This is a genomic window from Roseospirillum parvum (assembly GCF_900100455.1).
Taxonomy (GTDB): Bacteria; Pseudomonadota; Alphaproteobacteria; order Rhodospirillales; family Rhodospirillaceae; genus Roseospirillum; species Roseospirillum parvum.
Window position 1 is genome coordinate 104,789 of record NZ_FNCV01000002.1, and the last position, 25,896, is coordinate 130,684.

Genomic DNA, 25,896 nt, shown 5'->3' on the forward strand with positions numbered 1-25,896 from the left:
CGCGAAGGAACCACCCGCCATGCACCGTCTGCTGACCGGCTGGCGACCCTACGCGGCCCTGGCCCTGCTCGCCCTGATGCTGGCCCTGCCCGGGCAGGCCACCCTGCCGGTGATGGACCGCGACGAGGCCCGCTTCGCCCAGGCCACCCGGCAGATGCTGGAAACGGATGATTTCATCGCCATCCGCTTCCAGGACACGGCGCGCAACAAGAAACCGGTGGGCATCTACTGGCTGCAGGCGGCCAGCGTGGCCACCCTCTCCACCCCCGACAGCCCGGCCATCGCGCCCTACCGGGTGCCCTCGATGCTGGGCATGGTGGCCGCCGTGCTGCTGACCTTCGCGGTCGGCAGCCGGCTGTTCGACCGCCAGACCGGGTTTGTCGGCGCCGCCCTGCTGGCCGGCTCGCTGCAACTGGTCATCGAGGCCCATCTGGCCAAGACCGACGCCGTCCTGCTGGCCCTCACCCTGGCCTGCGTGTTCCCGCTCGCCGGGCGCTATCTGGCGGCGCGCGGGGCCCGGCCGCCGCCCGCCCGGCCGACCGCCGAGGCGGTGCTGTTCTGGGGTGCCCTGGGCGGCGCCATCCTGATCAAGGGGCCGGTGGTGCCGATGGTCCTGGCCCTGACCGTGCTCGCCCTCCTGATCGCCGACCGCAGGCGCGGCCCCGGCCCGGGCTGGCTGCTCGGCCTGAAGCCGGGGCGCGGCCTGCTGCTGCTCGCCGCCATCGTGCTGCCCTGGTTCCTGGCCGTGCAGCAGGCCACCGGCGGCGCCTTCCTGGGGCAGGCGGTGGGCGGCGACCTGTTGCCCAAGCTGCTCGGCGGTCAGGAGAGCCACGGCGCCCCGCCCGGCTATCACAGCCTGCTCGCCGTGCTCACCCTGTGGCCGGCCTCGCTGTTCCTGTTGCCGGCGGTGGTGCGTTCGGTGTCGCGGCGCGGCGAGGCGGCGGTTGCCTTCCTGCTCGCCTGGGCCGGCCCGGCGTGGCTGGTCTTCGAGCTGATCCCGACCAAGCTGCCGCACTACGTGCTGCCCCTGTTCCCGGCCCTGACCCTGCTCATGGCCACGGTGCTGCTGGCGGTGCGCGACGACACCCCGAGCCGCCTGCTGGCCAAACGCTGGTGGCCGTGGATCGGCCTGTGGGCCGTGATCGGCCTGACCCTGGCCGGGGCGATGCCGGTGCTGGTGACGCAGTATGGCGACGCCTCCGGCCTGCCGGTCGGCCTGCTCGCCGCCGGGCTCGGCCTGCTGGTGGTCGGCGGCGGCCTGTGGCAGCTGGCGCGACGCCGCCCGCTGCTCGCCGCGCTGGCCCCGGTGGGCGCCGGGGTGCTGTTCCTCGGCGTGGTCTTCCAGGGGGTGGCGCCGGCCCTGTCGGACCTGTGGCTCAGCCAGCGCGCGGCGCGGGCCATCGACAGTCTGGCCCCCGGCGCCCCGGTGGTCGCCGCCGGCTTCCACGAACCCTCGCTGGTCTTCCTGCTCGGCACGGCGACCGAGTTGGCCCCCGGCGGCGCGGCGGCGGCGGCCCGGCTGGCCCGCGACCCCAAGGCGGTGGCCCTGGTCGCCGACTCGGAACAGGCCGCCTTCCTGACCGCCTTTCAGGCCGCCCGGCCCAAGGCGCCCCTCCCCGAGCCGCTGATCGGCATCGAGGGCCTCAACTATTCCCGCGGCGACCCCACCACCCTGTCGCTGTACGCCGCCCCGCCGACCGACTGAGCGGTCCCGGCGCCCGGTGCCATATGGGTGGGCTTGCGTTAGGTCATGGCCGGCGCTATCAGGCCCGTGCTTGAACCCCGCTTCACCGCCCCTTCCCAAACCTGGAGACGTTGTCCATGGTTCAGTCGTTGTATGACCTCGGCCGCCGGTTGGCGCCGCTGGCCGCCTTCACCCGGGCCCGGCCGCTGCTCGCCTGGGGACTGTGGGCCGGGGGGTTCAGCCTGCTCTCCTTCCTCGTCATCGACCGGCCGCTGGCCCGGCTGGTGCACGATGAAATCCCCTGCTGCCTGCTCACCGCCTCGCAGTACCTGAGCCCGCTGGGCGACGCCACCATCTGGTATCTGCTGGCCGTCGGCGGCTGGCTGTACAGCCAGCACCGGGTGACCGCGGCCGGCGGCCACGCCGCCATGGGCACCATGGTCTCGGCCAGGCTGGCCAAGTGGCTGGACAAGGCCCGCCCGACCCCGGAAGGCGAGGAACCGCCGCCGCCGCCGGAGCACGACGAGGCCGCCATCGCCCGCTGGCGCCAGCATGCCCGCTCGTGGGTCTTCATGCTGGCCAACATGCTGGCCGCCGGAATCCTTTTGCACGTCATCAAGCTGACCGTCGGCCGGCCGCGCCCCAAGCACCTGATCGACGACGGCACCTATTTCGGCTTCGAGCCTTTCTCCGGGTTCAACAGCTTCCCCAGCGGCCATTCCCAGGCCATCTTCTCGGCCCTCATCGCGCTGGCCTTCATGGTGCCCAAGTACACCAAGTGGCTGATGGGTCTGGCCGTCCTGGTCGCCCTGTCGCGGGTCGGGGTCAGCGCCCACTACCTGTCCGACGTGGTCATGGGCAGCTATCTGGCCATCGCCGTGGCTTTCGCCCTGAAGACCCGGTTCGAGGCGGCCGGTGTGCCGCTGGCCCTGGAACGCCACGGCTGAGCCGACGACCAGGCCCCCCGCACGGCGGGAGCGGGCATCGGCCCCCTGGAGCGTGTTGCGTGCTTTGTGAAACACGCAATACGCTCCAGGCCCTTGATATTGCCGCAAATCCCGTTCCCGCCTCCCGGTTTTGCCGGCGTCGCCCGACCACCATGCCCCCCCACCACGCCCCACGCACGCGCCATGCGGGCGCGCATCGGGTGGTCGGCTATCATTCATAATTCAGCCCTTGATGTTACCGGGGCGCACGACTTCTCCCGATAAGTGCGACTCGGTCGCGATTTCATTCCCATGTCCACCCGGACGGGCGTTGCCGGGAGCACAGGGTCGGACCAGACGAGCGGGGAGGGTTCCTGGCGGTCCGCCCGAGGCAGGTCAAAACTTTCTTTTTCAGTGCTTTAAATCAAAGCTGCGCGATTGCCCCGTACCCCGCGAAAATCCGCCATCCCTTCCAAGCCATGTCAACGGTGCGGGTTTGTATTGCCAAAGGGTAAGCTATTTGGCTTTGACATTGGCGCCATGGATAGTCAACAATTCACCATATGATCTAGAGGATGGTGAGCGGCGCCTGAATCATAAAATTGTACCTATTGTTCCACTTCAGGGTGACCGGCCTGCTCCGTCCAGGGAACGGACGCCTCCTTCCTCCCAACTGCCGTGGGGGCCACCATGACAGAGCGAATCACATCGACAATGAACTACGAATGCCTCGTCCATGACCCGCAGTCCGAACTGCTCCACTCGGTGCCGCCGGCGCCCCGGGTCGACCTGCCCAGCGCCTGCTGCCAGGGCGAGATGGAGTTTTTCTGGATCCGCCCCGGACTGGCCGTGAACCGCCTGGAGGTCAGCGTGTCGCGCCCGGTCACCCTGGACCTGAAGCTGCCCGATGACGATCCCCTGCTGGCCGGCATCTTCCTGCTCGACGGGGCGATGATCGGGCACCTGCCGGGCATCGACGGCAAGCTCGCCATCGAACGGACCGAGACCCTGGCCTTCCTGCCCGATCAGGCCGAGGGCCGCTTCGAGCTCCAGCCGGGCCGGCCGGTCCTGGCGGTGTCGGTGCTGCTCGGACGCGGACCGGCGGCCGAGTTGATGAACGGCCTCGCCCTGCCCGAACCGATCCGCGCCTTCGCCGCCGGCGAGGCATGCCCACCGTTCGCCATGAAGGGCCGCATCGGGCCGCGCATCCGGGCCGTGCTGAGCGAGATCCTGGCCTGTCCCTACAGCGGCCGGCTGCGCGAAATCTACATGGAAGGCAAGGTGCTGGAACTGCTGGCCGTGCAGATGGCCGAGCCGCTGGATGGCTCGCGCCCGCTGCCCGGACCCCACGGCAGCCCCCGCCGGCCCGACATCGAGCGCCTGTACGCCATCCGCGAAGGCCTGATGGAGCGCCTGACCGACCCGCCCACCCTGGGCGAGTTGGCCGCCGCCGCCGGCATCAGCCAGAAACGTCTGGTGCGCGAGTTCGTCCAGACCTTCGGCGCCACCCCGCACGGCCTGCTCAAGGAACGCCGGCTCGATCTGGCGCGCCATCTGCTGGTCGACCGCGGCCTGCCGGTGAAGGAGGTCGCCGAGGCCGTCGGCTTCCGCTACGTGACCAACTTCTCCAACGCCTTCCGCGAACGCTTCGGCGAGCCCCCGGGGCGCTACATCCGCCGCCAGCGGGGCAACGGCGCGGCGACCCAGAACCAGGCGGCCGAGTAACCAACCGCCGGACCAGCCGGCGGCCCCGCCGCAACGGGGCCGCCGGGTGACCATGGGGGAGCCTGCTCAGCCCGCGTCGCTGCCGCCGACCTCGGTCATGTTGGCCGCGTCGACCGTGCCGGCGCTGTTGGCGTTGATCAGGAACAGCCCGGCCGCCGGCGAACCGTCGGTGTCCACGTTGGCGACGATGATGTCGCCGACGCGCAGCATGTCGGCCGCCTCGTTGAAGTAGCCGGACCCGGCCACCTGGGCGGCGGTGTCGCCACTGGTGTAGTGCCACAGGGTGAAGCCGTTGGCGTAGGCCAGCACCGACAGGTTCTTGCTCTCGTAGGACATTCTCGTTTATCTCCTTTTGGTTGAGAGGCTGGCGCAGCCTAGCTTTCCAGGCAGCGCAGGCTGACGACGCCCGAGCCATCGACCAGGCAGGCACCCTGCGACATCATGTTGTTGACGAAGTGAGCCGCCCGGTCGCCGTGCCAGGTGACGTCGGTCTTCACGTCGGCCCCGATGGCATGACCGATGGCCGTCTTGTGGTACCAGTAGCAGTAGCGAACGGTGCCGCTCCTGGTCAGCCCCGAGTGGGGCATCCACAAGGAACCCAGCCAGCGCTTGGCCTGGGTGCCCTTCCACGGCAGCGCGTCGTCGCCCACGTAGTCGGCGCTGGCGAACTCCTCGAGGCCCATCAGGTCCGACCACTGCTTCCAGCCGACGATGGCATAACGCTCGCCATCATCCGGCACATCGGCCTCGCCCAGCATCTCGAAGGCGGTCAGCACCTTCTCCTTGGTCAGCGCGGTGGTGCCGTCCAGGGCGTAGTTGGTCGAGGTGTCGAGCTGGTTGATGATCAGCTCGTCGCTCTTGCGGCCCAGCGCATAGGCCCCCGCCTTGGCCACCACGTGGCGCTCGTCGTGGGCCTGCTTCAGCTCGTCGAAGTGGTCCACCCAGTCGCCCGCGTAGTAGTCGTACAGCGTGCAACTGATCGGCTCGTGATCGACGTTCATCACCGGCACCTTGCCGTGCCGGGCCTTGGTCGCGGCGGTGCCCTTGCCCACCTTCTGGAAGGTCACCGTGCTGCCCTGGATGTTGTTGCGGGTGCGCACGGTGTTGCGCAGCTTCGAGCCCATCTGCTGGTAGTTGAGATGCACCTCGCTCTCGAAGTGCTTGACGAAGGAAAGATCGACGGTCGTCGTCATGGACGGTGTCTCCGTTGGATTGGGTTGGATTGGCTTGAAAGCGGAAAAAGAGACAACGCCGACCACCCACGGCCCGGGTTGTGGCAGCCCCGCCAAATGACAGGACGCCGCCCGGGCCGCGCTGGACATCTCCGAAACGGGTCAGCGAAGGACCACCAGGGCCGCGTGCCCTTCAGCAAAAAAGGGCGGCGGTTCTCCCGTGGTCAGGGAAGGGAAAGAGGTGAGGCAGAGGCTCGGGGGCGTTGCCCCCGAACCCCCACCGGGGGACGCCGGGCGTCCCCCGGACCCCCGCCTTTCATGGAGGCAAGGCGCCCGGCCCGAGCCGAACTCAGGCGTGGCTCGATGGCACCCCGGCGAAGCCGGGGCGCGGAACCAAAAAAACCTTCAGGAGTCAGGCGGAGCCATCAACTCGGGCAGGCAGGAAGACCCAAAGGTTGATCAGGTAGTGGGCGGCGATCAGCCCCGGCAGGCGCCCAGGCTTGAGCGCCAACAGAGCCGCCAACAGACCAAACGGCACCACCCACACCATGCCCGCCAATCCCCGGTGCCAATGGATCAGCACGAACAGCAGTGTCGGCACCACGACCCGCAGAACCGCCGGGCGATCCGCCAAGGCGGCCGGCCCCAGGCCGCGAAACACCAACTCCTCGCTCAGCGCGACCAGCAGCAGACCGACCGTCAGGTCGAACCACAACCAGCCACCGGAAAGGGGCGCCCAGGTCACGATCGGCGGAAAGGCGGAAAACCACATGTCCACCCGCCCGACAACCCAGGCGAAGTCGAAGATGATCACAACCAGGGGCACCACCACCCCGATGCCCAGGGTCGCCACCACAGCCCGCCCCCAGCCGCCCTCGGAAAAGCGCAACAGGCGACGCACCTCCGGCCGCGCCAACAGAACGGCCAGCAACACGACCCGCCCCGCCCAGTCGGCCCCGTAAACGGCCATGCCATCCAGCCGCAACCCGTCGCCGGCAAGCAACGAAAAACCCAGCGGCACCAGCACCTTGCCGAGCAAGAAAGCCAAGCCCACCGCGAGCCACAAACGGGCGGCGGCAGGCCTTGGAACCGACGGCGGAGATGATCCGGACATGGCACCCTTTCCGTGAACCACGGATCAAACTGCCTGTTTCGCAGAGTCGTGTGAAACGGTTTGCGCATCGGCGAGGCAAAAAAGGGGCTCCGCCCCTTAGACCCCGCCGGGAGACGCCGGGCGTCCCCCGGACCCCCTCCTTTCATGGGAGCGATACGCTCGGTTCGAGCCGAACTCAGGCGGGGGTTGATTGCAGCCCGGCGAAGCCGGGCCGCGGAACCAAAAAAGGCTTGGAGGGGTTTGGGGAGGCCTTGAAAGGCCTCCCCAATCGGGGGGTCCGGGGGCCGAGGCCCCCGCGCCTCAGCCCTGGGACTGCCCCGGATAGAGGCGCTTGAAGCCCTGGGCCACCTTGTCGATCAGCGCCGGGTCGCGGTCGCGCCAGTAGCGGGGATCGCGCATCATCGCCTTCAGCTCGTCCTCGCGGGCACTCGCCGGGCGCGGCCCGCCGGTGCCCATCAGGCCCGGCTCGCCGCCCTTCTCCATCATGCCCTTCAAGGCCAGCACCCCCTCGAAGGTGCCCGACAGGGCATCGAGCACCCCCGGCGGCAGGTTGGCCTGGCCCCAGGTGAGAAGCTGGCGCGACACCTCGCCCCAGGCTTCCTCGCCGCCGAAGTGCTCGACCAGACGGGCGAGCTGGCGGTCGGCCTCGAAGTCGGCGGCCATCGCCTCGGCCGCCGGCAGCAGGCGCTCGGCGGCCAGGTCGTAGACCACCTGGGCCTGGGCCTCGGTGAAGCCGGCCTGGTGCAGGCGGCGATTGACCTCGCCGTCCGGCCCGCCGAGCACCGGGTTGACGGTGATCCGGTAGGCATCGGGCGAGCCCGGCACGCCCATGGCGGCGCGCACCTTGTCGAGCTTGGGGTCGCCCTTGCCGCCGCCCGAGGTCAGGGCGTGCAGGCGGTTTTCCAGCTCCACATAGGCCTTGGCCAGGGTCTCGACGCGCACATCGGCCTTCTTGCTGTCCCAGAACTTGGCGGGCAGCCAGGCCGGCTTGTCCACCCCGTCGGCGGCATCGGCCACCTCGCGCGGGCTGGCGGTGAGCAGGGAATCGGTCATGGGATCGGTCTCCTAGATTGGGAAGGATGGGTGAAACACGAAACAGCCGGGCCGGGTGGCGCGGCCTTATCGCCCGGCCGCGATCAGGGCCAGGATGCGGGCGACCAGGTGGCGTTGGCCCTCCAGGTGCCACAGCGCCGCGTCGCCGGCCTCGGGGGCGAGCACCCGCTGACGGGTCAGGGACTCCAGGTGGGCCAGCGCCAGCTCGCCGGAGGGGCCGGCGAAACAGCGGGCGAAGGCGCGCGCCAGATGGTCGGGTGTTTGGTCGGGATCGGCCGGGCGCCGCTCCAGCGACTCCCAGCCGCCACCCAGCGACGCCATCGGGGGCAGAACGGGCTCAGACATCGCCCCCCTCCCCGGCCATCGGCCCGGCGGCGGCCGCCATCGGGGCGCCGCCCTGGCCGCCCTGGCCGCCCAGCTTCTGGAGCAGCGGCCCCAGCGCCCCGAGCAGGGCCTGGACATCGCCCCCCTCGGCCTGGGCCTCCTCGGCCGAGCGCATCAGGTCCTCGGGCACGCCCATGGCCCGGCCCAGCCAGCGGGCGGTGGCCGCGCCATCGACGGCGGCCATGCCGGCCGGCCCCAACTGGCTGAGCGAGCCCAGCCACTGGAGCACCGCTCCGGCATCCTTCCTGGCCTGCTGGCGGGCCAGCGGCGAGAGGTACTTGAGCTCGACCACCCGGCCGTCGATGACCAGCCCCGGCACGTCGCCGCGCCGCGCCAGGATGCCCAGCGCCCGGGCGACCAGCGGGGTCAACAGCTCGGCCTGGAGGCGGCCGTAGGTGGCGCCCAGGATGCGGGCCATCTCGGCCGAGCGTTCCAGCACCTCGGTGGCGGTCATCGCCGGGGCGTCGATCTGGCCCAGGCGGTCGCCCAGCAGGGCGTGGGTGATGCGGCCGCGCAACTGCTCCAGGATCAGTTGCGAGACATCGAACGACCCCGGCGCGGCGAGCGGGGTCAGGCCCTGACTGCCCACCGCCTTGGGGATGATCGCCCCAGGCACCAGCTTGATGTTGGCCGGATTGAGCACCCCGTCGTCGTCGGCCTGCCAGATGCCGGTGACGCTGATCGAGGCGTTCTTGAGGATCAGCTCGACCACCTTGTTGGCGGTCTTGATGTCGGGCAGCGCCTTCATCACCGGCGAGCGGCCATAGGCCTCGCCGGCCGCCTTCATCCAGCGGAAGTTGATGAACGGCGAGCGGGCAAAGCGCCCCTGGGCCAGCTTCAGGTCCTCGTCGACGCCGGCGCCGCCCGCCTCGCCGAGGTCGAGGAAGGCGGTGTAGGCATAGGCCCCGCCATCGGGAATCACCGCCTCGATGACCGCGAAACGGGCCTCGGGATCGTGTTCGGCCCGCCGCTCCAGGTCGGGCGGCAGGGTCGCCTGGGGAAAGCGCGCCGCCAGCGTGTCGCGGCGCATGTCGCTGCGCCGGAAGGTGACGTCCAGGCGCCCCTCCGGCCCCTCCTCCAGGGCCAGTTCGGTGGCCGGCACGGCGGTGAAGCGGAAGGCGCTGGGGCCACCGGGACGCGCCTCCTCGAACAGGATCGAGGCGGTGCCGACGGTGATCAGGTCGAGATAGGCCTGATGGATCTCGACGCTGAAGTTGGAGCGCTCGAAGTGGGTCTTCAGGCGTTCGGCGGTGGTTTCCAGGCGCGGCGCGACGGCCTCGCGCTCGGCCTCGGACAACTCCGACCCGGGGGCCAGCCCGAACCAGCGGGCCCACGGCGGGGTCAGCTCGGCGAGCAGGCTGGCCGCCAACTGGTCGACCGCATCCGGGGCGGTGCCGTCGAACAGGCGGTCGCCGCGCGGCGCCCCGGGCGCGGCCTCGCCGAAGTTGGTGTCGCGCTGGGGCAGGGTGAAGGCGACGCAGTCGCGCCACAGCCCCTGCCAGGCGTCGCGCCGGGCCAGGGCGGCCCGGTAGCGCCGGGTCAAGGCGGCGATGTCGTGCCCCGCCTGCGACGCGCCGCCGCGCGGTTGGGCGGGAAAGGGCGAAACGGACATGGCGCGCCTCCTATTCGCCAAGCAGGGTCTTGCGCGTCACCCCGGCGCCGCTTTCGGCGGCGCTCAAAAGGCCGCGCTCGCCGGTGGCGATCAGGCCGTTCCGACCGCGCCGGCGGCGCTCCATCTCGGCCAGGCGCTGCTTGCGCGCCTCGACCTCGGGATCGGGACCGGGCTCGTAGACCGGGGCGGGCGGCGGCGCGGGGCTGGAAAACAGGGAACCCATGGCGGATCTCCTTCATGCTGCGGGGACAACGAAAACGGCCCCGGACGGGATGTCCGGGGCCGGCGACGAAAAAACCCCGCCGGATGGACCGGTCGGGGCGGGCAGGACGGGAACGATGGCAAGGGCGACGCGGGATCGGTGAAGCGGGCGGGGCGACCGAGGGGGACGCCCCGGGGCGGACACACGTCTCCCGGCGGCTGACCCCTATGTACAACCCGAAGATCGTCTCGTCAACAGGTTTTTTTCCTTTTCCAAGGACCGAATGCGGCAATGAAGCTGCCAGGGGGTCAACACCCACGGCGCCCGCATACCGAGCACCCGCTTGACCAGCTCGACGCAGGTGAAGGGGCGCGGCGGCACCATGCGCGGCATCGGGCGGCACGGCCGGCAACTCACCACGGTCGCCCCCTCGGCCTTGAGGCGGACCAGCAGTTCGGGCAACCCGGGGCTGGGCAGCAGGCGCACCTCGACCCCCTGCAACAGTGGATCGAGCACCACGCAGGTCCGCGCCGATTCGAGAATCACCAGGCAGTGGCGAAAGCCGGGGCGTAGCCCCCTGAGCCACCACACCCGGCGCGAGTCGGTGAACACCACCAGGGCCCGCCGCCACGGCGGGGCCAGCCCGGCGGCGGCCATCAGGGCGGCGGCATCACCTCCCATGACCATCCCCCGACTCGCCGGTTTTCAAAGGCTGCACCAGCCCCTTGTCGGCCAGCGCCCGGTGCAGGCGGTCCAGCCCGGCCCGCCACAGGTCGGCATGCACCGCCTCCTCGGGCAGGCGGGGATCGGGCGGCCGCTGGCGCTGGCCGTAGCGCACCAGCACCAGCAGATGCCCCCGCCCCAACCGTCCGGCGGCCTGCAACCGCCGCACCGCGCGATAGATGTCGTCGGGATCGCAGGGCCGCCCCGCCCGGTCGCCGGAGCGTTCCAGCCGCACCCTGGAGTCCCGCAGCCGCTGGCAGTGCCAGAACCACAACCAGGCCTCCTCGGCATCGGCAAAGGGCTCGGTGGCGGCAGCCTCTGGCAGGGGACGGGGGGTTAGCTTCTTCATGGTGGTTGTCCGAAAGCGATGGCTTATGGTTGTTGCTGGTAGCGCATTTTTGAAAGGACCACAAGCCTATTTTGGCCATTAATGCTTGCAATAAGGCCTTTTCGCTTTCTCCACGGCGGTTTAGTGATTTTTTCCCTGGACAATGCCGCCGGGAGCGGCAATCATAGGTTTACAATGCCCACCGGTCGGCCTCGCCCCCAGGCCCCCTCACCCCGCCACCCGCCCCCACCTCCAGCAGGAACCTCGACCATGAAACATGCCGATATCTGGCGGGCCATCGATCGACTCGCCGAGGAATGCGGACTGTCGGTCTCCGGACTGGCCCGCAAGGCGGGCCTCGACCCGACCACCTTCAACAAAAGCAAGCGGGCCACCCCGGGCGGCCGACTGCGCTGGCCCAGCACCGAAAGCCTGGCCAAGGTGGTCGACAGCACCGGCACCTCGATGAGCCATCTGGTCGCCCTGATGGACAGCAACGCCGACCGCGCCGCCTATCGCCGCATTCCCCTGATCGGCCTCGCCCAGGCCGGCGAGGCCGGCTACTTCGACGACGCCGGCTTCCCCATCGGCGGTGGCTGGGATGAGATTCTTTTCCCCGAACTGGGCGACCCCAACGCCTACGCCCTGGAAGTGGCCGGCGACAGCATGGAACCGGCCTACCGCGACGGCGACTACCTCGTCGTCTCGCCCAACGCCCGGCTGCGCCGCGGCGACCGCGTGGTGGCCCGCACCACCGGCGGCGAGGTGATGGTCAAGGAACTGGTCCGCCAGACCGCCAACCGGCTGGAGTTGCGCTCCATCAACCCGGACTATCCCGACCGCACCCTGGACGGCCCGGAAATGGACTGGGTGGCCCGGGTGCTGTGGGTCAGCCAGTGAGCCCACTCCCCCAGTGAGCCCACCCCAGTGAGCCCACCCACCACGACCCCACCCCCCGACCGGCGCGCCCTGGCCGGCCTGTTCGCCGCCGACCCGGCCACCGCGCGGCGCTTCGACGGCCCGGTGCCGGCCTGGGAGCAGCCGCCCCACGACCGCCCCCCAGCGGCCGATCCGGCCGCCGTCCTGGCCGACCTCTGCGCCACCACCCGGGCCGAGCTCGCCGCCCGCCGCCGCCGCCTCGGCCCCGTCGCCCCGGGCGACCGCCGACTGGCCCACCTCGGCCGGCGTCTCGCCACCCTGCGCGCCAGCGCCGCAAAGGCACGCCGACCGTCCCGGTGACATTGGACAACCCGGGGCCAGGGCCGCTATGGTGACAGGGAGTCGCAATACTGCCGGCCACAAGACGCCAGAAAGCTCCAGAAAGCCCCACAAAGACAATGAACGCCTCCGACGCCCCCCCCCTGCCAGATCCGCGCCCGAAAAGCACCGGTGGGCGCTCCCTGGTCTTCGCCGACGGTACCTGGCACGAAGGCAACCCCGGCCTGCTCGGCCCGCGCACCCACGGGGTCTGGCTGTCCTCGGTGGTGTTCGATGGCGCCCGCTACTTCGACGGCGCCGCCCCGGACCTCAACCGGCACTGCCAGCGGGCCGTCGACAGCGCCCGCATCCTGGGTCTGGAACCCATGCTGACCGGCTTCGAAATCGCCGAGCTGGCCTGGGAAGGCATCGCCCACTTCCCGCCCTCGACCGAGCTTTACATCTGCCCCATGTTCTACGCCGACAGCGGCTTCATCGTGCCCGATCCGGCCAGCACCCGCTTCGCCCTCACCCTGTGGGAAAGCCCGCTGCCCGAGCCCAAGGGCTTCTCGGCCCACCTGTCACGCTTCCGCCGCCCGGCCCGCGACACCGCCCCCACCGACGCCAAGGCAAGCTGCCTCTACCCCAACGTCAGCCGGGCCGTGAAAGCCGCCAATCAGGCCGGCTTCGATACCGCCGTCATGCTCGACCCCATCGGCAATGTCGCCGAATTCGCCTACACCAACCTGTTCTACGCCCGCGACCACGTGGTCTACACCCCCATGGCCAACGGCACCTTCCTCAACGGCCTGACCCGCCAACGGGTGATCAAGCTGTTGCGCGACGCCGGCGTGGACGTGGTGGAAAAAGCCGTCGCCTACCACGAACTGTTCGAAGCCGACGAAATCTTCGCCACCGGCAACTACCAGAAGGTCGGCCCGCTCACCCGGCTGGAAGACAAAAGCTTCAAACCCGGCCCGATGTACCAGAAAGCCCGCGACCTCTACTGGGAATTCGCCCGCAACTGCCGCTTCGTCGACGCCGCGGCGTAGGGCACAGGCAGGAGTCATAAAGGGGCTCCGCCCCTTTAAATCCCCGCCGGGGGGACTGGGTCCCCCCGGACCCCGCCAGGTCGTTGGAGCAGAACGCCAAGGCAATTGCCGGGCGCAAGTTGCCGGCGCAAGTTGCCGGGCGCGAGTGGTGTTTGGGTGCAGGCCAGCTTCGCTGGCCTGCGGAACCAAAAACCACCGCACAGCGGCCCTGCGCGGGCTTGATCCACGCCTCTTTGCGCCATTTCCTTGGTGTTTGTTCACGCGGGCCAGCAAAGCTGGCCCGCACCCAACCCCATCCGAATTCAAGCCGCTGCCGGCGTTTCACAGCAAGGAATGGAGGGGGTCCGGGGGATCGCCTTCGATCCCCCGGTGGGGGTACGGGGGCAACGCCCCCGCTCATCGCATGCCTTGGGGCGTGCGCGCCCTCACGCCTCGTCGGTGATGGCCTTGTCGATCAGGGCCAGGGAGTCTTGCTGGCCGAACAGGGCGAAGAAGCCGCCCATGCGCGGGCCCTGGTCCTGGCCGAGCAGGATCTGGTAGAGGGCCTTGAACCAGTCCTTGAGGGCCGGGAAGGTGTCGGCGTGGCGTTTGCCCACTTCGTAGACCCGGTTCTGGACCAGGGCGCCGTCGTGGGCCTCGTCGGCGGAGAGGCCGGCCAACTCCGCCCGCAGCTCCTTGAGCGCCGTGACCTCGGCCGGGGTGGGGGTGCGGTACTGCTTGGCCGGGCGCACGAAGTCCCGGTAGTAGGCGATGGCGTGATCGACCAGCCGGGCCAACAGGGGATCGGTTTCGGGGTTGGCCTCGGGGTCGTAGGCGGCGATGTAGCGCCACAGCACGGCCGGGTCCTCGGTGTGGCAGACGTTGACCAGATTGAGCAGCAGCGAGAACGACAGCCCGGCCCGCTCGGCCGGCGGGGCGCCGTCGTGGATGTGCCAGGTCGGGTTGTTCAGGCGTTCGGCCTCGTCCTGCCCGGGGAAGGCGGCGAGGTGGGCCAGGTAGTCGTCCACGGTGCGCGGGATGACGTCGAAGTACAGCCGCTTGGCTGCCTTGGGCTTCTGGTACATGAACAGGGCCAGGCTTTCCGAGGGGGCGTAGGCCAGCCACTCGTCGACCGCCAGGCCGTTGCCCTTGGACTTGCTGATCTTCTGCCCCTTGTCGTCGAGGAACAGCTCGTAGGTCAGGGTCTTGGGCGGCCGCCCGCCCAGGATCTGGCAGATGCGGGTCGACAGCTTGACCGAATCGATGAGGTCCTTGCCGGACATCTCGTAGTCCACGTCCAGGGCGTACCAGCGGGTGCCCCAGTCGGCCTTCCATTGCAGCTTGCAGGCCCCGCCGGTGACCGGGGTTTCCACCTTCTGCCCGGTTTCCGGGTCCTCATAGACGATGGTCCCGGCCTCGACGTCGGTCTCCAAAATCGGCACCTGGAGCACCACCCCGGTGCGCGGACAGATGGGCAGGAAGGGGGCGTAGGTGGCCCGGCGTTCCTCGCCCAGGGTGGGCAGCACCACCTTCTTCACCGCCTCGTAGTTGGCCAGCACCCGGAGCAGGGCGGCATCGAGATTGCCCGAGGTGTAGTGCTCGGTGGCGCTCTGGAACTCGTACTCGAAGCCGAAGGAATCGAGGAAGGCGCGCAGCCGGGCGTTGTTGTGGTGCCCGAAGCTTTCGTGGGTGCCGAAGGGATCGGGGATGCGGGTCAGCGGCTTGCCCAGGTGCTGGGCCACCATCTCCTTGTTGGGGATGTTGTCGGGCACCTTGCGCAGGCCGTCCATGTCGTCGGAGAAGGCGAACAGGCGGGTCGGCATGTCCGGAGCCAGACGCATGAAGGCGCGCCGCACCATGGTGGTGCGCACCACCTCGCCGAAGGTGCCGATGTGGGGCAGGCCGGAGGGGCCGTAGCCGGTCTCGAACAGCACGTAGCCCTTTTCCGGCAGCTTCCCTTTCAGCTGGTCGTCGAGCAGGGCGCGGGCTTCCTGGAACGGCCAGGCCGGGGACTGGCGGGCGGGATCGGTGACGGCATCGACGGACATGGGGGTGGTTCCGGTGGGTTGAGGGAAGAACGGGAAAACCGGGGCAAGCTAGACCGGATCGCGGGACATGGGAAGGGGCCGGCAGAAGCTGCCCGTCGGGGACCGTCGGGGCTCGGCAGGATTTGCCCGCCGGATCGCCCCAGGATCGACGACCCCAACGACAGAAGCTTGATTCACAAAGGCTTGCCGGTTTGGCCCGGGGCTTGCTGCCCTGGTCGCGACTTCGTGTTTCCGGCTGCCCGCCTGCACGAGGGGTAACCTGCCCGCCGGGCAACCTGCCCCTCCGGTCGGCAGGGCAGCCGATCCAACCTCCGGGATGCCGCGCCATGGACGCCAGCACCGTTACCACCACCGTCGTTCCCGGCCTGGAGACCCAGGGCCGGAACAGCCAGTCGTCCAACGGCACCGGGCGCACCGATGCCAGCGGACTGGTTGGCGGCGGCACCTCGTTCAGCGACGCCCTGCTGGCCGCCCAGCGCGCCGTGCAGGCTGGCAACGCGGTGTCGGAGCTGACCAGTTCGGTGGTCATGTCGCTGGATGCCGAGCCCTCGCCCGAGCCCGCCCCCCGCGAGACCGAGACGGCGCGCGCCGAGGAAGCCGAGCCCGCCCGGCCGCGCGACGACGAGCCGCGCGGCCGCGACGACGACAGCCGTGCCGAGCGGGACGACGACACCGCGACCGACGCGCCGCGCGAGGCGGAGCCCCGCGAGACCGCCGCCAAGGATGATCGCCCGGCCGAAGGGCCGACCGACACGGCCAAGCCCACCGACACGGCCGACGCCAAGCCAGCCGACTCCGCCGAAAACGCCGAGACGCCGAGCCAAGGCGAGCAGACCGCCACCCAGGGCGATGGCCAGCCGACCGGCGAGCAGGCGGCCAAGGGCAACACCGAGGCCAACCAGACGACCCAGCAGGCGGCCGCCGCCACCGTGCAGACGCCGCAGCAGCAGGCCGCCGCCAACAGCGAGACGACCACCAAGGGGGCCGATCAGGCCGCCACGCCGGTGGCCAAGGCGGCCAACAGCCAGACCGCCGGCCAGGGCGGACAGGCGTCGGGGCAGCCCCAGGCCCAGACCGCGCCCCAGGGCGACGGCCAGACCCAGGCCGCCCAGGGCGGTCAGGCGGCACAGGCCCGCGCCAACGCCACCGCCAACGCCACCACCGAGACCCGCTCGACCACCGAGGCCGCCGCCCGTCAGGCCGCCGAGATGGCCAAGTCGGTGGACGACGGAACCAAGGTGAAGGTGGAAGTGCGCGTCGACGGCCAGGCCCGTGCCACCACCACCGAGACAGCCAGCGCCCAGCGCACCGCCCAGACCCAGAGCGCGCCGACCGACCCGTGGACCGGCCAGCCCACCGGCGCCGGCCAGGGCAGCGGCCAGGGCACCAGCGAGGGGCCGGCCAACCGGGTCCTCCAGCAGGGTCAGCAACAGCAACAGGCCATGGCCGCCGCCGCCCAGCAGCAGGGCGCCGCCCGCCCGGTCACCCCGCCCACCGGCGGCCAGACCGCCCAGGGCAGCGGGGTGCAGGGGAGCAGTCAGGCGAGCGGGGCCACCGGCACCACCGCCTCGGCCGCCACCCAGACCGTGCAGCCCACCGCCACCAGCCAGGGCGGCACCTTCCAGGGCCTGCTCTCTGGCGAGGGCGGACAGGCCCAGCAGACCGGCCAGACCACCCACACCGCCAGCCGCGCCCCGACCGCCCACACCGCGCAGGGCAACGAGACCGCCCGCCAGGTGGTCGAACAGGTCAAGGTGGAGATCACCCGCGGCGCCAGCGCTGGCCAGGACTCGATCAAGATCCAGCTCAAGCCGGAAAACCTGGGCCGCATCGACGTGCGCCTGGAGATGGGCGGCGATGGCCGGGTCAACGCCACCATCACCGCCGACAAGGCCGACACCCTGGAGATGCTGAAGAACGACGCCCGGGCCCTGGAACAGTCGCTGCGCGACGCCGGCCTGAAGGCCGACCAGCAAAGCCTGTCCTTCTCGCTGCGCGGCGAGGGCGGCCAGCAGAAGGGCGCCGGCCAGGGTCGCTCGCCCTACCCCACCGTGGCCGATGACGACGGCCTCGAGGGTCCCTCGCTCGATGCCCAGCAGATCGCCAGCCAGCGGGCCGCCGCCCGCGGTGGCGTCGATGTCCGGGTCTAGAAGGAACACGACCGATGGCTGACGCCGTTTCCCAAGTCGCCGCCCAGACCGGATTGACCGCCTCGCAGCAGTCGCGCCAGAAGCTGGTCCAGGATCTGGACACCTTCCTGACCCTGCTCACCGCGCAGTTGCAGAACCAGGACCCGCTGTCGCCCATGGACTCCACCGAGTTCACCAACCAGCTGGTCCAGTTCGCCCAGGTCGAGCAGCAGATCTACCAGAACGAAAACCTGGAGAACCTGCTGATCAGCCAGACCGCCACCCAGCAGGCCATGGCGGTGAACTACCTGGGCTCGACCATCGAGGCGGAATCGACCCGCGTCCCGCTGCAGGACGGCAAGGCCAAGCTGGCCTACGGCCTGGCCGAGGACGCCAGCGAGACCTGGATCGCCATCAAGGACAGCACCGGCACCGTGGTCCGCATGTTCGAGGGCAAGACCACCGCCGGCGTCCATGCCCTCAACTGGGACGGCCTCGATTCCTACGGCAATCAGTTGGAAGACGGGGCCTACGAGGTGGTGGTCACCGCCCTGGGGCCGAACGAAGGCCAGATCGACACCTGGACCACGGTGTTCGGCAAGGTCACCGGCATCACCACGGTCGATGACGAGATGCTTCTGTCCATGGACGGCGTCGGCGTGCCGATGAGCAAGGTGCTGGCGATCAGCGACAACTACCAGGGCATCGACGACAAAGATGACGACAGCAGCGTGCTGCAGGACATCCTGGACGCCCTGACCGGCGCCGACGACGGCGACGACACGACGGGCGAAACCGGCGAAACCGGTGACGACACCGCCGGCGACGATACCACCGGTGACGACACCACCGGCGACGATACGGCCACCGACGATACTGCCGACGACACCGCCACCGGCGACGACGACGAGCAGACCACCACCTAAAGGGACTTGACCGCGCCCTGTCCGAAAGCGGCGGGCCGAGCTTGATCAGGAGTAACGACGATGTCGCTCTATGGTGCACTCTTTTCCGGCGTTTCCGGCCTTGCCTCGCAGTCCAGCGCCATGGGGGCCATCGCCGACAACGTGACCAACGTCAACACCATCGGCTACAAGGGCTCGAAGGTGAACTTCAAGACGCTGGTCACCAAGCAGGTGTCGCTGACCCAGTATTCGCCGGGCGGCGTGCAGTCGGCGCCGCGCCAGGGGGTGGACGTGCAGGGCCTGTTGCAGGCCACCACCTCGTCGACCGACATCGGCATCTCGGGCCAGGGCTTCTTCATCACCAACCAGGCCAGCGTGCCTTCCTCCGGGGACCTTTACGCCTACACCCGGGCCGGCTCGTTCAAGGTCGATTCCGACGGCTACCTGACCAACGTCGGCGGCTTCTACCTGCAAGGCTGGCCGCTGCAGACCTGGGACGGCACGACCACGGCGAGCCAGGTCACCGTCGGCAACAACACCTACATGAAGGCCTACAAGAACGATGCCGGCGAGATCACCTACGTCAACGACAACGTGATCGACGCCACCAACCTGCGCGGCCTCAACCTGAACACCATCGGCGGCACCGCCACCGCCACCACGACCATGTCGCTGGGCGCCAACCTGCCCTCCGGGGTCGACATCAACAGCACCGAAAAGACCAACATGTTGATGTACGACAGCCTGGGCAACGCCCACAACCTGAACTACACGTGGTTCAAGAGCGGCACCAACGCCTGGGGCACCATCATCGAGCCGCCCGCCGGCTCGGCCTCGGTGCAGTTGCGCGACCAGAACAACGGCATCTACTACTCGGCCGGCCGGCTCGACTTCCGCGACACCGGCATCCCGGCCAACGGCTCGTCGCTGTCGTTCACCCACAACGCGACCAACATCGCCATCAACTACTCCAACGCCGCCACCGACGTGCACGTGCCGACGGTCGAGCTGGACTTCACCACCACCCCGCCGGCCGACGGCGACACCATCGACGTGACCATCGGCACCGAGACCTTCACCTTCGAGTTCGACAGCAACAACTCGGTGACCACCGGCAACATCTCGGTCGCCGCCACCGGCACCCTGGACACCGACATCCAGAACCTCGCCGACCAGATCCAGAACACCATGACCAGCAAGTTCGGCGAAGGCACCTGGACCCAGGTCGATACCGCCAACGACGTGGTCTCCATCGGCGGCGGCCTGGGCGTCGGCGACATCACCTCCTCGGCCGCCACCCCGGAAGCCGCGGTCGCCGCGCCGGCGTCGGTCAACATCCAGGTCACCGGGCGCTCGCTGTCGGAGATCGTCGACGACACCGCCCAGGCCATCAACGCCTTCCTGGCCAGCCAGCAGGGCGTGCCGCCGACCGTGCCCGGCGGATGGGGTAGCCGGGTGGCCGGCACCACCGGCATCACCTTCATCCCCGACGCCAACGACATCCAGTTCGACACCTCGGCCCTGCTCGACAGCAACGGCAACATCGCCTCGGTGCAGCAGGACCCCAACACCACCAACGTCTTCACGGTGACCGGCGTCACCGCCACCCAGAACTGGCTGGGCTCCAACCCGGCCATGGTCGAGTTCAACGGCGACGGCTCGCCGGACAAGTTCTTCGGCAACGACGAGGCCACCGCCGCCGACCCCCGGGCCCGCATCCACATCGACTGGACCAACGGCGCGCTCGACATGAACGACACCACGGTGACCAGCGGCGGCAGCCCGGCGATCAGCCTGTTTGCCGGCAACTACAACGTGCCCGACGGCCTGACCCAGCAGGGCGACGCCTATCAGATCAACTACATCACCCAGAACGGCGCCAAGTTCGGCAACTTCGCCGGCCTGTCGATCGGCGAGGACGGCATCGTCCAGGCGCTGTTCGACAACGGCGTCACCCGTCCGGTGTTCCAGATCCCCATTGCCACCTTCGTCAACCCCAACGCCATGGAAAGCCTGACCGGCAACGCCTGGATCGAAACCGACGGCTCGGGCCAGCCGACCGTGCGCACGGCCGGCGATGCCGGCGCCGGGTCCATCGCCTCGGCCGCCCTGGAGGCCTCCACGGTCGATCTGGGCGAGGAGTTCACCACCATGATCACCACCCAGCGGGCCTACTCGGCGGCGGCCAAGATCATCACCACCTCCGACGAGATGCTCGACGAGCTGGTCCGCATCAAGCGGTGATCCTTAAGCGCCCGACGCCCTCGGGGAGGTCACCATCGGGGAGGTCACCATGAGCCACCCCCCCGATGGTCCGCCGCCCGGCGCGTTGGTCGAGCAGGTCGAGGCCCACCTCACCGCCGGTCGGGCCGACAAGGCCCTGGCCCTGGCCGACAGCGCGCTGGCGCTGCACCCAACCCATCCGCGCCTCAACCGTCTGGCCGCCCGCGCCGCCGAGAACCTCGGCCGGCCGGCCGAGGTGGCCACCCACGCCCGCCGCCTGCTGGCGCACAAGCCGCGCGACGCCGAGGGGCTGACCCTGCTCGGCCGGGCGCTCGACCAACTGGGCCAGCCGGACGCCGCGGAGGTCGCCTGGCGGGCCGCCATCGCCGCCGCCCCCAGCGCCATCCCGGCGCGGCTCGCCCTGGCCGTCCACCTCACCGCCCGGCGGCGCGACGAGGAGGCCCTGCCCCTGCTCCACGGCCTGGCCCGCGACCTGCCCAACCGGCCCGAGGTGTGGCGCAACCTGGGCAATGCCCTGTTCCGCAGCCGCCGCGCCGGCGCCGCCCTGGAGGCCTTCTGGCAGGCCACCCGGCTGGCCCCGGACGATCCTCACGCCTGGATCGGCCTGGGCGTCGCCCGGCGCCGGCTGGACCGCCTGCCCGGCGCCATCGAGGCGCAGCGCCGCGCCGTTGCCCTGGCCCCCGAGTTGCCCGAGGCCAACTGGAACCTGGCCACCGCCTGCCTCGCCGCCGGCCGGCTGAAGGAAGGCTTCGCGCTCTACGAATGGCGCCTGAAGCGCCCGGGCCGCGCCCCCACCCTGCCCGACCTGCCGCTGTGGCACGACCAGCCGCTGGCCGGCCGGCGCCTGCTGGTGGCCATCGAGCAGGGCATCGGCGACATGATCCAGATGTTGCGCTTCCTGCCCGCCCTGGCCGAACGGGGGGCCGAGGTGACCGTGCAATGCCACCCGGGGTGCGGCCGTCTGTTCCAAAGCGCCCCCGGGGCCGCCCGGGTGGTCGAGGCCGGGGCGGCGCTGCCCGGCGACCTCGATCTGGTGGTGCCGGCGATGAGCCTGCCGCAGCGCCTGGGCATCGACGCCGACGATCTGCCCGGGGCGCTGCCCTGTTTGCGCCCGCCGACCGACGTCGACCTGCCCGGGTTGCCTGCCGGACGATGCGTCGGGGTGGTCTGGGCCGGCAACCCCAAGCACGAGGACGACCGCCGACGCAGCCTTCACCCCCGGCTGCTGGCCCCGCTCGGTCGCCTGCCCGGGACCACGCTGGTCTCGCTGCAGGTGGGGGCGCGGGCCCAATTGGCCGCCGGTCCCGACAGTCCGCCCCTGCTCGACGCCGCCCCCTGGCTGACCGACCTCGCCGCCACCGCCGCCCTGATCCAGCGTCTGGATACCGTGGTCACCGTCGATACCGCCGTCGCCCACCTGGCCGGCGCCCTGGGCCATCCGGCCCTGGTCCTGTTGCCCACCGGCGCCGACTGGCGCTGGGGCCCGACCGGAAGCTCAACCCCCTGGTACCCCGCGCTGACCCTGGTCCGGCAGACCAAACCCGGCGACTGGACCGGGCCGGTGGCCGAGGTCGCCCAATGGCTGAGCGGCAAGGGGGCGCTGCCCCCTTGACCCCCGCCGGGGGGACCAGGGGTCCCCCCGGACCCCCGCCGTGACTTAAAACCCCACCGAGGGGGGCAAGCCCCCCTCGGTGGGGTTTTGATTCATGGTGGGGTCTGGGGAGGCCCCCGGCCTCCCCAGCGGGGTTCAAAGGGGCGGCGCCCCTTTGCAGCTCAGGCCATGCGGCTTCCGGCGAGCAGGTCCTCGAAGTACGGAATGGTCTTGGTCAGGCCGTCACGCAGGGCGATGGTGGGCTGCCATTTGAGGGCCGAGCTGGCGAAGGTGATGTCGGGCTGGCGCTGCATCGGGTCGTCCGCCGGCAGCGGCTTGAAGACCAGCCGCGAGCCCGAGCCGGTCAGCTCGATGACGGTTTCGGCCAGTTGGCGGATGGTGAACTCGTCCGGGTTGCCGAGGTTCATGGGGCCGATGATCTCGTCCGGCGCGGCCATCAGCTTGAGGAAGCCGTCGATCAGATCATCGACATAGCAGAAGCTGCGGGTCTGGGTGCCCTCGCCATAGATAGTGATGGGCTCGCCCTTCAGCGCCTGGACGATGAAGTTGGAGACCACCCGGCCATCGCCCGGATGCATCCTCGGCCCGTAGGTGTTGAAGATGCGGGCCACCCGGATGTTCACCCCGTGCTGGCGGTGATAGTCGAAGAACAGGGTCTCGGCGCAGCGCTTGCCTTCGTCGTAGCAGGCCCGTGGGCCGATGGGATTGACGTTGCCGCGATAGGTTTCCGGCTGCGGGTGGATTTCCGGATCGCCGTAGACCTCGCTGGTCGAGGCCTGGAAGATGCGCGCCCCCAGGCGCTTGGCCAGCCCCAGCATGTTGATGGCGCCATGGACGCTGGTCTTGGTGGTCTGCACCGGGTCGTGCTGGTAGTGCACCGGCGAGGCCGGGCAGGCCAGGTTGTAGATCTCGTCCACCTCGACGAACAGCGGAAAGGTCACGTCGTGGCGCATCAGCTCGAAGTGGGGGTGGTCGAGCAGGTGCACGATGTTGTCGCGCCCGCCGGTGAAGAAGTTGTCGACGCACAGCACGTCGGCCCCGGCGTCGAGCAATCGCTCGCACAGATGCGAGCCGAGGAAGCCGGCCCCCCCGGTGACCAACACCCGACGACGACGATACGGCATGCGACCCATCAACCGGTTTCCATTTTCTCAAAGTTGCCTGCTGCGGCGCTTCTACCCCATCCGGCCGGGCGGGGAAACCACCTCGGCGCCGGCTCAGCGCCGGGAGCGCCCGGCGCGGCTGGCGGCGGCGGGGTCGCGCTGGTTGTCGAGCACGAAGCGCTGGCCGAAGATGCGGATCGACAGGGCATGCTCCGGCCCTTCGCCGACCGCCCGGTAGCGGCGGTCGAATTCGGCCGCGTCGATGCGGCTGGGCAGTTGGCACAGGGCCTCGAAATCGGCCCGCCGGTGGGCCGGGCCGGACCACTGGACGTCCGGCAGGTGGGGCAGCGGGGTGTCGATGTCGGCCAGTTGCGGGGCCAGACGCCCGACCATGGCCAGCGCCGAGGCCAGGCTCAGCCGGTCGAGCCGCCAGCGTTCGGCCGGGGCGGGCATGGGGAAGCGGTCGACGGCGACAATCGGGCCGCTGTCCACCCCCTCGGCCATTTCGTGCAGGGTGGTGCCGAAGGTCGGCAGCCCCTGGTAGATGGCGTGTACCGAGGGATAGAGGCCGCGCACCTCGGGCGGTCCGGGGTGCAGGTTGTAGGCCGGGCCGGGCAGCGCCTTCAAAAGCGCCGGCGGCACCACCACGCCGCTGCAGAAGGCCATCAGGCGGACCCGGGGCGGCGCCTCGGCAAGGGCCTTTTCAAGATGGCCCAGGCTGTGGGCGACCTTCAGGCCCAGGCCCCGGTCGTCGCTTCTCAGGCGCCGGATCAGGTCGGGCACCGGCTCGGGATCGGTCAGCAGGATCAGGCAGCGGTTCATGGCACGAGGCTCCGGGGCGGCACGATCCGCCGTCGGTGGGCAACTCTTGCCCACCGTTAACACGTTCTTCACCGCCCGGCACTAGGGTCGTCAGGCTGGCTTGTCCCCCTTTATCGCAAAGGCCGGGGGCAAGGCGGCGACCACCGCTTAAGGCCGCACGCGCCGCCCCCCCATGCCCCGGGGCCGGCGCCGCCGGCACCAACCGGGGACATCGAAGACCGTGGCCGGATTCGTTCAGCAGATGCGCAACCTGGGTCCCGCCCGCCTGGCCGCCATGGCCGGCATGGGGCTGGCCCTGTTGGCCTTCATCGCCTTTTTCGCCACCCGCTTCACGACCCAGCCGATGGAGCTTCTGTACGGCAATCTGGCGGCCGGCGAGGCGAAGACGATCATCGCCCAGCTCGAGGATCAGCAGATCCCCTACGAGATGCGGGCCAACGGCACCGAGATTTTCGTCCCCGCCGACCAGCAACTGAAGCTGCGCGTGCAGTTGGCCGAGATGGCGCTGCCCACCGGGGCCAGCATGGGCTACGAGGTGTTCGACCAGCAGGGCACCCTGGGCTCGACCAGTTTCATGCAGAACGTCAACCTGCTGCGCGCCCTGGAGGGCGAGTTGGCGCGCACCGTTCGAGCCATCGACAGCGTGCAGGCGGCGCGCGTCCATCTGGTGCTGCCCAAGCGCGAGATGTTCAGCCGCGAAACCCAGGAGCCCTCGGCGGCGGTCTACGTCAAGCTGAACGCCGGCAGCCTGAGGAGCGAGCAGATCACCGCCATCCAGCAGTTGGTGGCGGCCTCGGTGCCCCAATTGTCGCCGCAGAAGGTGTCGATCGTCGACGAGCACGGGCGGCTTTTGTCCAGCGGCTTCGAGGACCAGGAACAGATGGTCGCCATGCGCCAGGAGGAAATGCGCCGCGACTACGAGAGAACCCTGTCCGACAAGATCGTCAGCCTGCTCGAACGCACGGTGGGGCCGGGCAAGGTGCAGGCCCGGGTCAGCGCCGACATGGACTTCGACCGTCAGGTGATCGAGGAAGAGGTCTACGATCCGGACGGCCAGGTGGTGCGCTCGACCACGACGCGCGAGGAAACCATCGCCTCGACCGAGAACGATCAGGGCGCGGTGACCGTCGAGCAGAACCTGCCCGACCCCGGTCTGGGCGGCAACAACCCGACGGCCAGCAACAACGAAAGCCGGATCGAGGAAACGGTCAACTACGAGATCAGCCGCCGGGTCACCAACCGGGTCAAGGAAAGCGGCATCGTGCAGCGCCTGACCGTGGCGGTGATGGTCGACGGCATCACCGAGCCGCCCCCCGCCGACGCCGCCGAGGACGCCCAGCCCACCTACACCCCGCGCAGCGAGGAGGACATGGAGAAGCTGGGCGCCCTGGTCCGCTCGGCGATCGGCTACGACGCCAACCGGGGCGATCAGGTGGAGCTGGTCAACCTGCGCTTCGCCCAGCTCGACACCGGCCTGGACGACGCCGTGCCGTGGGAATTCCTGGGCTTCACCAAGGAAGAGGTGATGCGCATGGCCGAGGGCCTGGGCGTCGCCGTGGTCGCCATCCTGGCCATCCTTCTGGTGGTGCGACCGCTGGTCAACCGGGCCTTCGAGACCATGCCGGCGACCGACGAGCACGGCCAGCGCCTGCTCACCGCCGAGGGCGCCGGAGCGCCGCAACTGGCCGGACCGGGCGGCATGCCCATCCCCAGCGGCATGGTCGACGAGGATTTGGAAATCCCCGAGGACCTGATCGACATCGACAAGGTGGAAGGCCGGGTGAAGGCCTCCAGCCTGCGCAAGATCGGCGAGATCGTCGACAAGCATCCGGAAGAGGCGTTGAGCATCATCCGCAACTGGCTCTACCAGGAAAGCTGAGAC

At 69.9% G+C, this 25,896-nt stretch carries 23 protein-coding genes; 11 read left to right on the forward strand and 12 right to left on the reverse strand.

From position 1 onward, the window contains the following. The first annotated feature begins 19 nt into the window (after positions 1-19). From BLR95_RS03525 to BLR95_RS03535, 3 genes are all read left to right on the forward strand, one after another. Positions 20-1,705, forward strand: a complete 1,686-nt coding sequence (locus tag BLR95_RS03525) for an ArnT family glycosyltransferase (protein WP_092615526.1) — start codon at positions 20-22, stop codon at positions 1,703-1,705. Between the two features lie 116 nt (positions 1,706-1,821). Continuing rightward, positions 1,822-2,631: a phosphatase PAP2 family protein gene (locus BLR95_RS03530; RefSeq protein ID WP_092615529.1), complete on the forward strand. Its 810-nt coding sequence runs from the start codon at positions 1,822-1,824 to the stop codon at positions 2,629-2,631. A 693-nt stretch (positions 2,632-3,324) separates the two neighbouring features. Beyond that, complete coding sequence (locus tag BLR95_RS03535) at positions 3,325-4,335, forward strand: helix-turn-helix domain-containing protein (protein ID WP_176787584.1); 1,011 nt, start codon at positions 3,325-3,327, stop codon at positions 4,333-4,335. A 66-nt stretch (positions 4,336-4,401) separates the two neighbouring features. On the opposite strand, the gene BLR95_RS03540 is transcribed toward BLR95_RS03535, so the two are convergent. The 9 genes from BLR95_RS03540 to BLR95_RS03580 all read right to left on the reverse strand — a co-directional run bounded on the left by BLR95_RS03540 (position 4,402) and on the right by BLR95_RS03580 (position 10,944). Continuing rightward, positions 4,402-4,671 (reverse strand): hypothetical protein, encoded by a 270-nt coding sequence (locus tag BLR95_RS03540; RefSeq protein WP_092615535.1) that lies wholly within the window; start codon positions 4,669-4,671, stop codon positions 4,402-4,404. A gap of 38 nt (positions 4,672-4,709) precedes the next feature. Further along, positions 4,710-5,528, reverse strand: coding sequence for a phage capsid protein (locus tag BLR95_RS03545; protein ID WP_092615538.1), 819 nt, complete (start codon positions 5,526-5,528; stop codon positions 4,710-4,712). A 391-nt stretch (positions 5,529-5,919) separates the two neighbouring features. Then, positions 5,920-6,621, reverse strand: coding sequence for a CPBP family intramembrane glutamic endopeptidase (locus BLR95_RS03550; RefSeq protein ID WP_092615541.1), 702 nt, complete (start codon positions 6,619-6,621; stop codon positions 5,920-5,922). Between the two features lie 300 nt (positions 6,622-6,921). Beyond that, positions 6,922-7,674: a capsid assembly protein gene (locus tag BLR95_RS03555; protein WP_092615544.1), complete on the reverse strand. Its 753-nt coding sequence runs from the start codon at positions 7,672-7,674 to the stop codon at positions 6,922-6,924. A 66-nt stretch (positions 7,675-7,740) separates the two neighbouring features. Continuing rightward, on the reverse strand, positions 7,741-8,019 hold the full coding sequence (locus BLR95_RS03560; RefSeq protein WP_092615547.1) for a Bbp19 family protein: 279 nt from the start codon (positions 8,017-8,019) through the stop codon (positions 7,741-7,743). Further along, a complete protein-coding gene (locus BLR95_RS03565; RefSeq protein ID WP_092615549.1) occupies positions 8,012-9,670 on the reverse strand; it encodes a portal protein in 1,659 nt (552 codons plus the stop codon). The genes BLR95_RS03560 and BLR95_RS03565 overlap by 8 nt, the downstream gene beginning before the upstream one ends. 10 nt (positions 9,671-9,680) lie before the next feature. Further along, positions 9,681-9,893, reverse strand: coding sequence for a hypothetical protein (locus BLR95_RS03570; RefSeq protein WP_092615552.1), 213 nt, complete (start codon positions 9,891-9,893; stop codon positions 9,681-9,683). Between the two features lie 204 nt (positions 9,894-10,097). Further along, positions 10,098-10,553 (reverse strand): hypothetical protein, encoded by a 456-nt coding sequence (locus tag BLR95_RS03575; RefSeq protein WP_092616463.1) that lies wholly within the window; start codon positions 10,551-10,553, stop codon positions 10,098-10,100. Further along, positions 10,543-10,944, reverse strand: a complete 402-nt coding sequence (locus BLR95_RS03580; RefSeq protein ID WP_092615555.1) for a hypothetical protein — start codon at positions 10,942-10,944, stop codon at positions 10,543-10,545. Before BLR95_RS03580 ends, BLR95_RS03575 begins: the two co-directional genes overlap by 11 nt. A gap of 249 nt (positions 10,945-11,193) precedes the next feature. Here BLR95_RS03580 and BLR95_RS03585 point away from each other — a divergent pair, with 249 nt between their 5' ends. The 3 genes from BLR95_RS03585 (at position 11,194) to BLR95_RS03595 (ending at position 13,172) form a co-directional block, all read left to right on the forward strand. Further along, positions 11,194-11,823, forward strand: a complete 630-nt coding sequence (locus BLR95_RS03585) for a S24 family peptidase (RefSeq protein WP_092615558.1) — start codon at positions 11,194-11,196, stop codon at positions 11,821-11,823. A gap of 27 nt (positions 11,824-11,850) precedes the next feature. Next, positions 11,851-12,162, forward strand: coding sequence for a hypothetical protein (locus BLR95_RS03590; protein WP_092615561.1), 312 nt, complete (start codon positions 11,851-11,853; stop codon positions 12,160-12,162). A gap of 98 nt (positions 12,163-12,260) precedes the next feature. Beyond that, the gene (locus BLR95_RS03595) at positions 12,261-13,172 is read left to right on the forward strand and encodes a branched-chain amino acid aminotransferase (protein WP_092615564.1); all 912 of its coding nucleotides are present in this window, start codon (positions 12,261-12,263) and stop codon (positions 13,170-13,172) included. A 425-nt stretch (positions 13,173-13,597) separates the two neighbouring features. Here BLR95_RS03595 and BLR95_RS03600 read toward each other — a convergent pair whose 3' ends face one another. Further along, complete coding sequence (locus BLR95_RS03600; RefSeq protein ID WP_092615567.1) at positions 13,598-15,199, reverse strand: lysine--tRNA ligase; 1,602 nt, start codon at positions 15,197-15,199, stop codon at positions 13,598-13,600. Positions 15,200-15,525: 326 nt separating this feature from the next. On the opposite strand from BLR95_RS03600, the gene BLR95_RS03605 reads away from it, so the two are divergent. From BLR95_RS03605 to BLR95_RS03620, 4 genes are read left to right on the forward strand one after another with little or no spacing between them, the layout of a single operon-like run. Next, the gene (locus BLR95_RS03605; RefSeq protein WP_092615570.1) at positions 15,526-17,349 is read left to right on the forward strand and encodes a flagellar hook-length control protein FliK; all 1,824 of its coding nucleotides are present in this window, start codon (positions 15,526-15,528) and stop codon (positions 17,347-17,349) included. 14 nt (positions 17,350-17,363) lie between these two features. Then, positions 17,364-18,254, forward strand: coding sequence for a flagellar hook assembly protein FlgD (locus tag BLR95_RS03610; protein ID WP_092615573.1), 891 nt, complete (start codon positions 17,364-17,366; stop codon positions 18,252-18,254). 60 nt (positions 18,255-18,314) lie between these two features. Then, positions 18,315-20,477 (forward strand): flagellar hook-basal body complex protein, encoded by a 2,163-nt coding sequence (locus BLR95_RS03615; RefSeq protein WP_092615576.1) that lies wholly within the window; start codon positions 18,315-18,317, stop codon positions 20,475-20,477. A gap of 49 nt (positions 20,478-20,526) precedes the next feature. Further along, complete coding sequence (locus BLR95_RS03620) at positions 20,527-22,089, forward strand: tetratricopeptide repeat protein (RefSeq protein WP_092615579.1); 1,563 nt, start codon at positions 20,527-20,529, stop codon at positions 22,087-22,089. Positions 22,090-22,250: 161 nt separating this feature from the next. On the opposite strand, the gene BLR95_RS03625 is transcribed toward BLR95_RS03620, so the two are convergent. Together BLR95_RS03625 and BLR95_RS03630 are read right to left on the reverse strand one after the other, a co-directional pair. After that, positions 22,251-23,213: a UDP-glucuronic acid decarboxylase family protein gene (locus BLR95_RS03625; RefSeq protein WP_092616466.1), complete on the reverse strand. Its 963-nt coding sequence runs from the start codon at positions 23,211-23,213 to the stop codon at positions 22,251-22,253. A gap of 93 nt (positions 23,214-23,306) precedes the next feature. Then, the gene (locus BLR95_RS03630; protein WP_092615582.1) at positions 23,307-24,014 is read right to left on the reverse strand and encodes a formyltransferase family protein; all 708 of its coding nucleotides are present in this window, start codon (positions 24,012-24,014) and stop codon (positions 23,307-23,309) included. Positions 24,015-24,234: 220 nt separating this feature from the next. On the opposite strand from BLR95_RS03630, the gene fliF reads away from it, so the two are divergent. Next, entirely contained in the window at positions 24,235-25,893 is a 1,659-nt protein-coding gene (gene fliF / locus BLR95_RS03635) for a flagellar basal-body MS-ring/collar protein FliF (protein WP_092615585.1), read from the forward strand. The last annotated feature ends 3 nt before the right edge of the window (positions 25,894-25,896 follow it).

Bases quoted from the DNA above. Each gene is read 5' to 3' on its own strand.
- BLR95_RS03525 (WP_092615526.1), top strand. From the start codon at position 20: ATGCACCGTCTGCTGACCGGCTGGCGACCCTACGCGGCCCTGGCCCTG.
- BLR95_RS03530 (WP_092615529.1), top strand. From the start codon at position 1,822: ATGGTTCAGTCGTTGTATGACCTCGGCCGCCGGTTGGCGCCGCTGGCC.
- BLR95_RS03535 (WP_176787584.1), top strand. From the start codon at position 3,325: ATGAACTACGAATGCCTCGTCCATGACCCGCAGTCCGAACTGCTCCAC.
- BLR95_RS03540 (WP_092615535.1), bottom strand. From the start codon at position 4,671: ATGTCCTACGAGAGCAAGAACCTGTCGGTGCTGGCCTACGCCAACGGC.
- BLR95_RS03545 (WP_092615538.1), bottom strand. From the start codon at position 5,528: ATGACGACGACCGTCGATCTTTCCTTCGTCAAGCACTTCGAGAGCGAG.
- BLR95_RS03550 (WP_092615541.1), bottom strand. From the start codon at position 6,621: ATGTCCGGATCATCTCCGCCGTCGGTTCCAAGGCCTGCCGCCGCCCGT.
- BLR95_RS03555 (WP_092615544.1), bottom strand. From the start codon at position 7,674: ATGACCGATTCCCTGCTCACCGCCAGCCCGCGCGAGGTGGCCGATGCC.
- BLR95_RS03560 (WP_092615547.1), bottom strand. From the start codon at position 8,019: ATGTCTGAGCCCGTTCTGCCCCCGATGGCGTCGCTGGGTGGCGGCTGG.
- BLR95_RS03565 (WP_092615549.1), bottom strand. From the start codon at position 9,670: ATGTCCGTTTCGCCCTTTCCCGCCCAACCGCGCGGCGGCGCGTCGCAG.
- BLR95_RS03570 (WP_092615552.1), bottom strand. From the start codon at position 9,893: ATGGGTTCCCTGTTTTCCAGCCCCGCGCCGCCGCCCGCCCCGGTCTAC.
- BLR95_RS03575 (WP_092616463.1), bottom strand. From the start codon at position 10,553: ATGGGAGGTGATGCCGCCGCCCTGATGGCCGCCGCCGGGCTGGCCCCG.
- BLR95_RS03580 (WP_092615555.1), bottom strand. From the start codon at position 10,944: ATGAAGAAGCTAACCCCCCGTCCCCTGCCAGAGGCTGCCGCCACCGAG.
- BLR95_RS03585 (WP_092615558.1), top strand. From the start codon at position 11,194: ATGAAACATGCCGATATCTGGCGGGCCATCGATCGACTCGCCGAGGAA.
- BLR95_RS03595 (WP_092615564.1), top strand. From the start codon at position 12,261: ATGAACGCCTCCGACGCCCCCCCCCTGCCAGATCCGCGCCCGAAAAGC.
- BLR95_RS03600 (WP_092615567.1), bottom strand. From the start codon at position 15,199: ATGTCCGTCGATGCCGTCACCGATCCCGCCCGCCAGTCCCCGGCCTGG.
- BLR95_RS03605 (WP_092615570.1), top strand. From the start codon at position 15,526: ATGGACGCCAGCACCGTTACCACCACCGTCGTTCCCGGCCTGGAGACC.
- BLR95_RS03610 (WP_092615573.1), top strand. From the start codon at position 17,364: ATGGCTGACGCCGTTTCCCAAGTCGCCGCCCAGACCGGATTGACCGCC.
- BLR95_RS03615 (WP_092615576.1), top strand. From the start codon at position 18,315: ATGTCGCTCTATGGTGCACTCTTTTCCGGCGTTTCCGGCCTTGCCTCG.
- BLR95_RS03620 (WP_092615579.1), top strand. From the start codon at position 20,527: ATGAGCCACCCCCCCGATGGTCCGCCGCCCGGCGCGTTGGTCGAGCAG.
- BLR95_RS03625 (WP_092616466.1), bottom strand. From the start codon at position 23,213: ATGCCGTATCGTCGTCGTCGGGTGTTGGTCACCGGGGGGGCCGGCTTC.
- BLR95_RS03630 (WP_092615582.1), bottom strand. From the start codon at position 24,014: ATGAACCGCTGCCTGATCCTGCTGACCGATCCCGAGCCGGTGCCCGAC.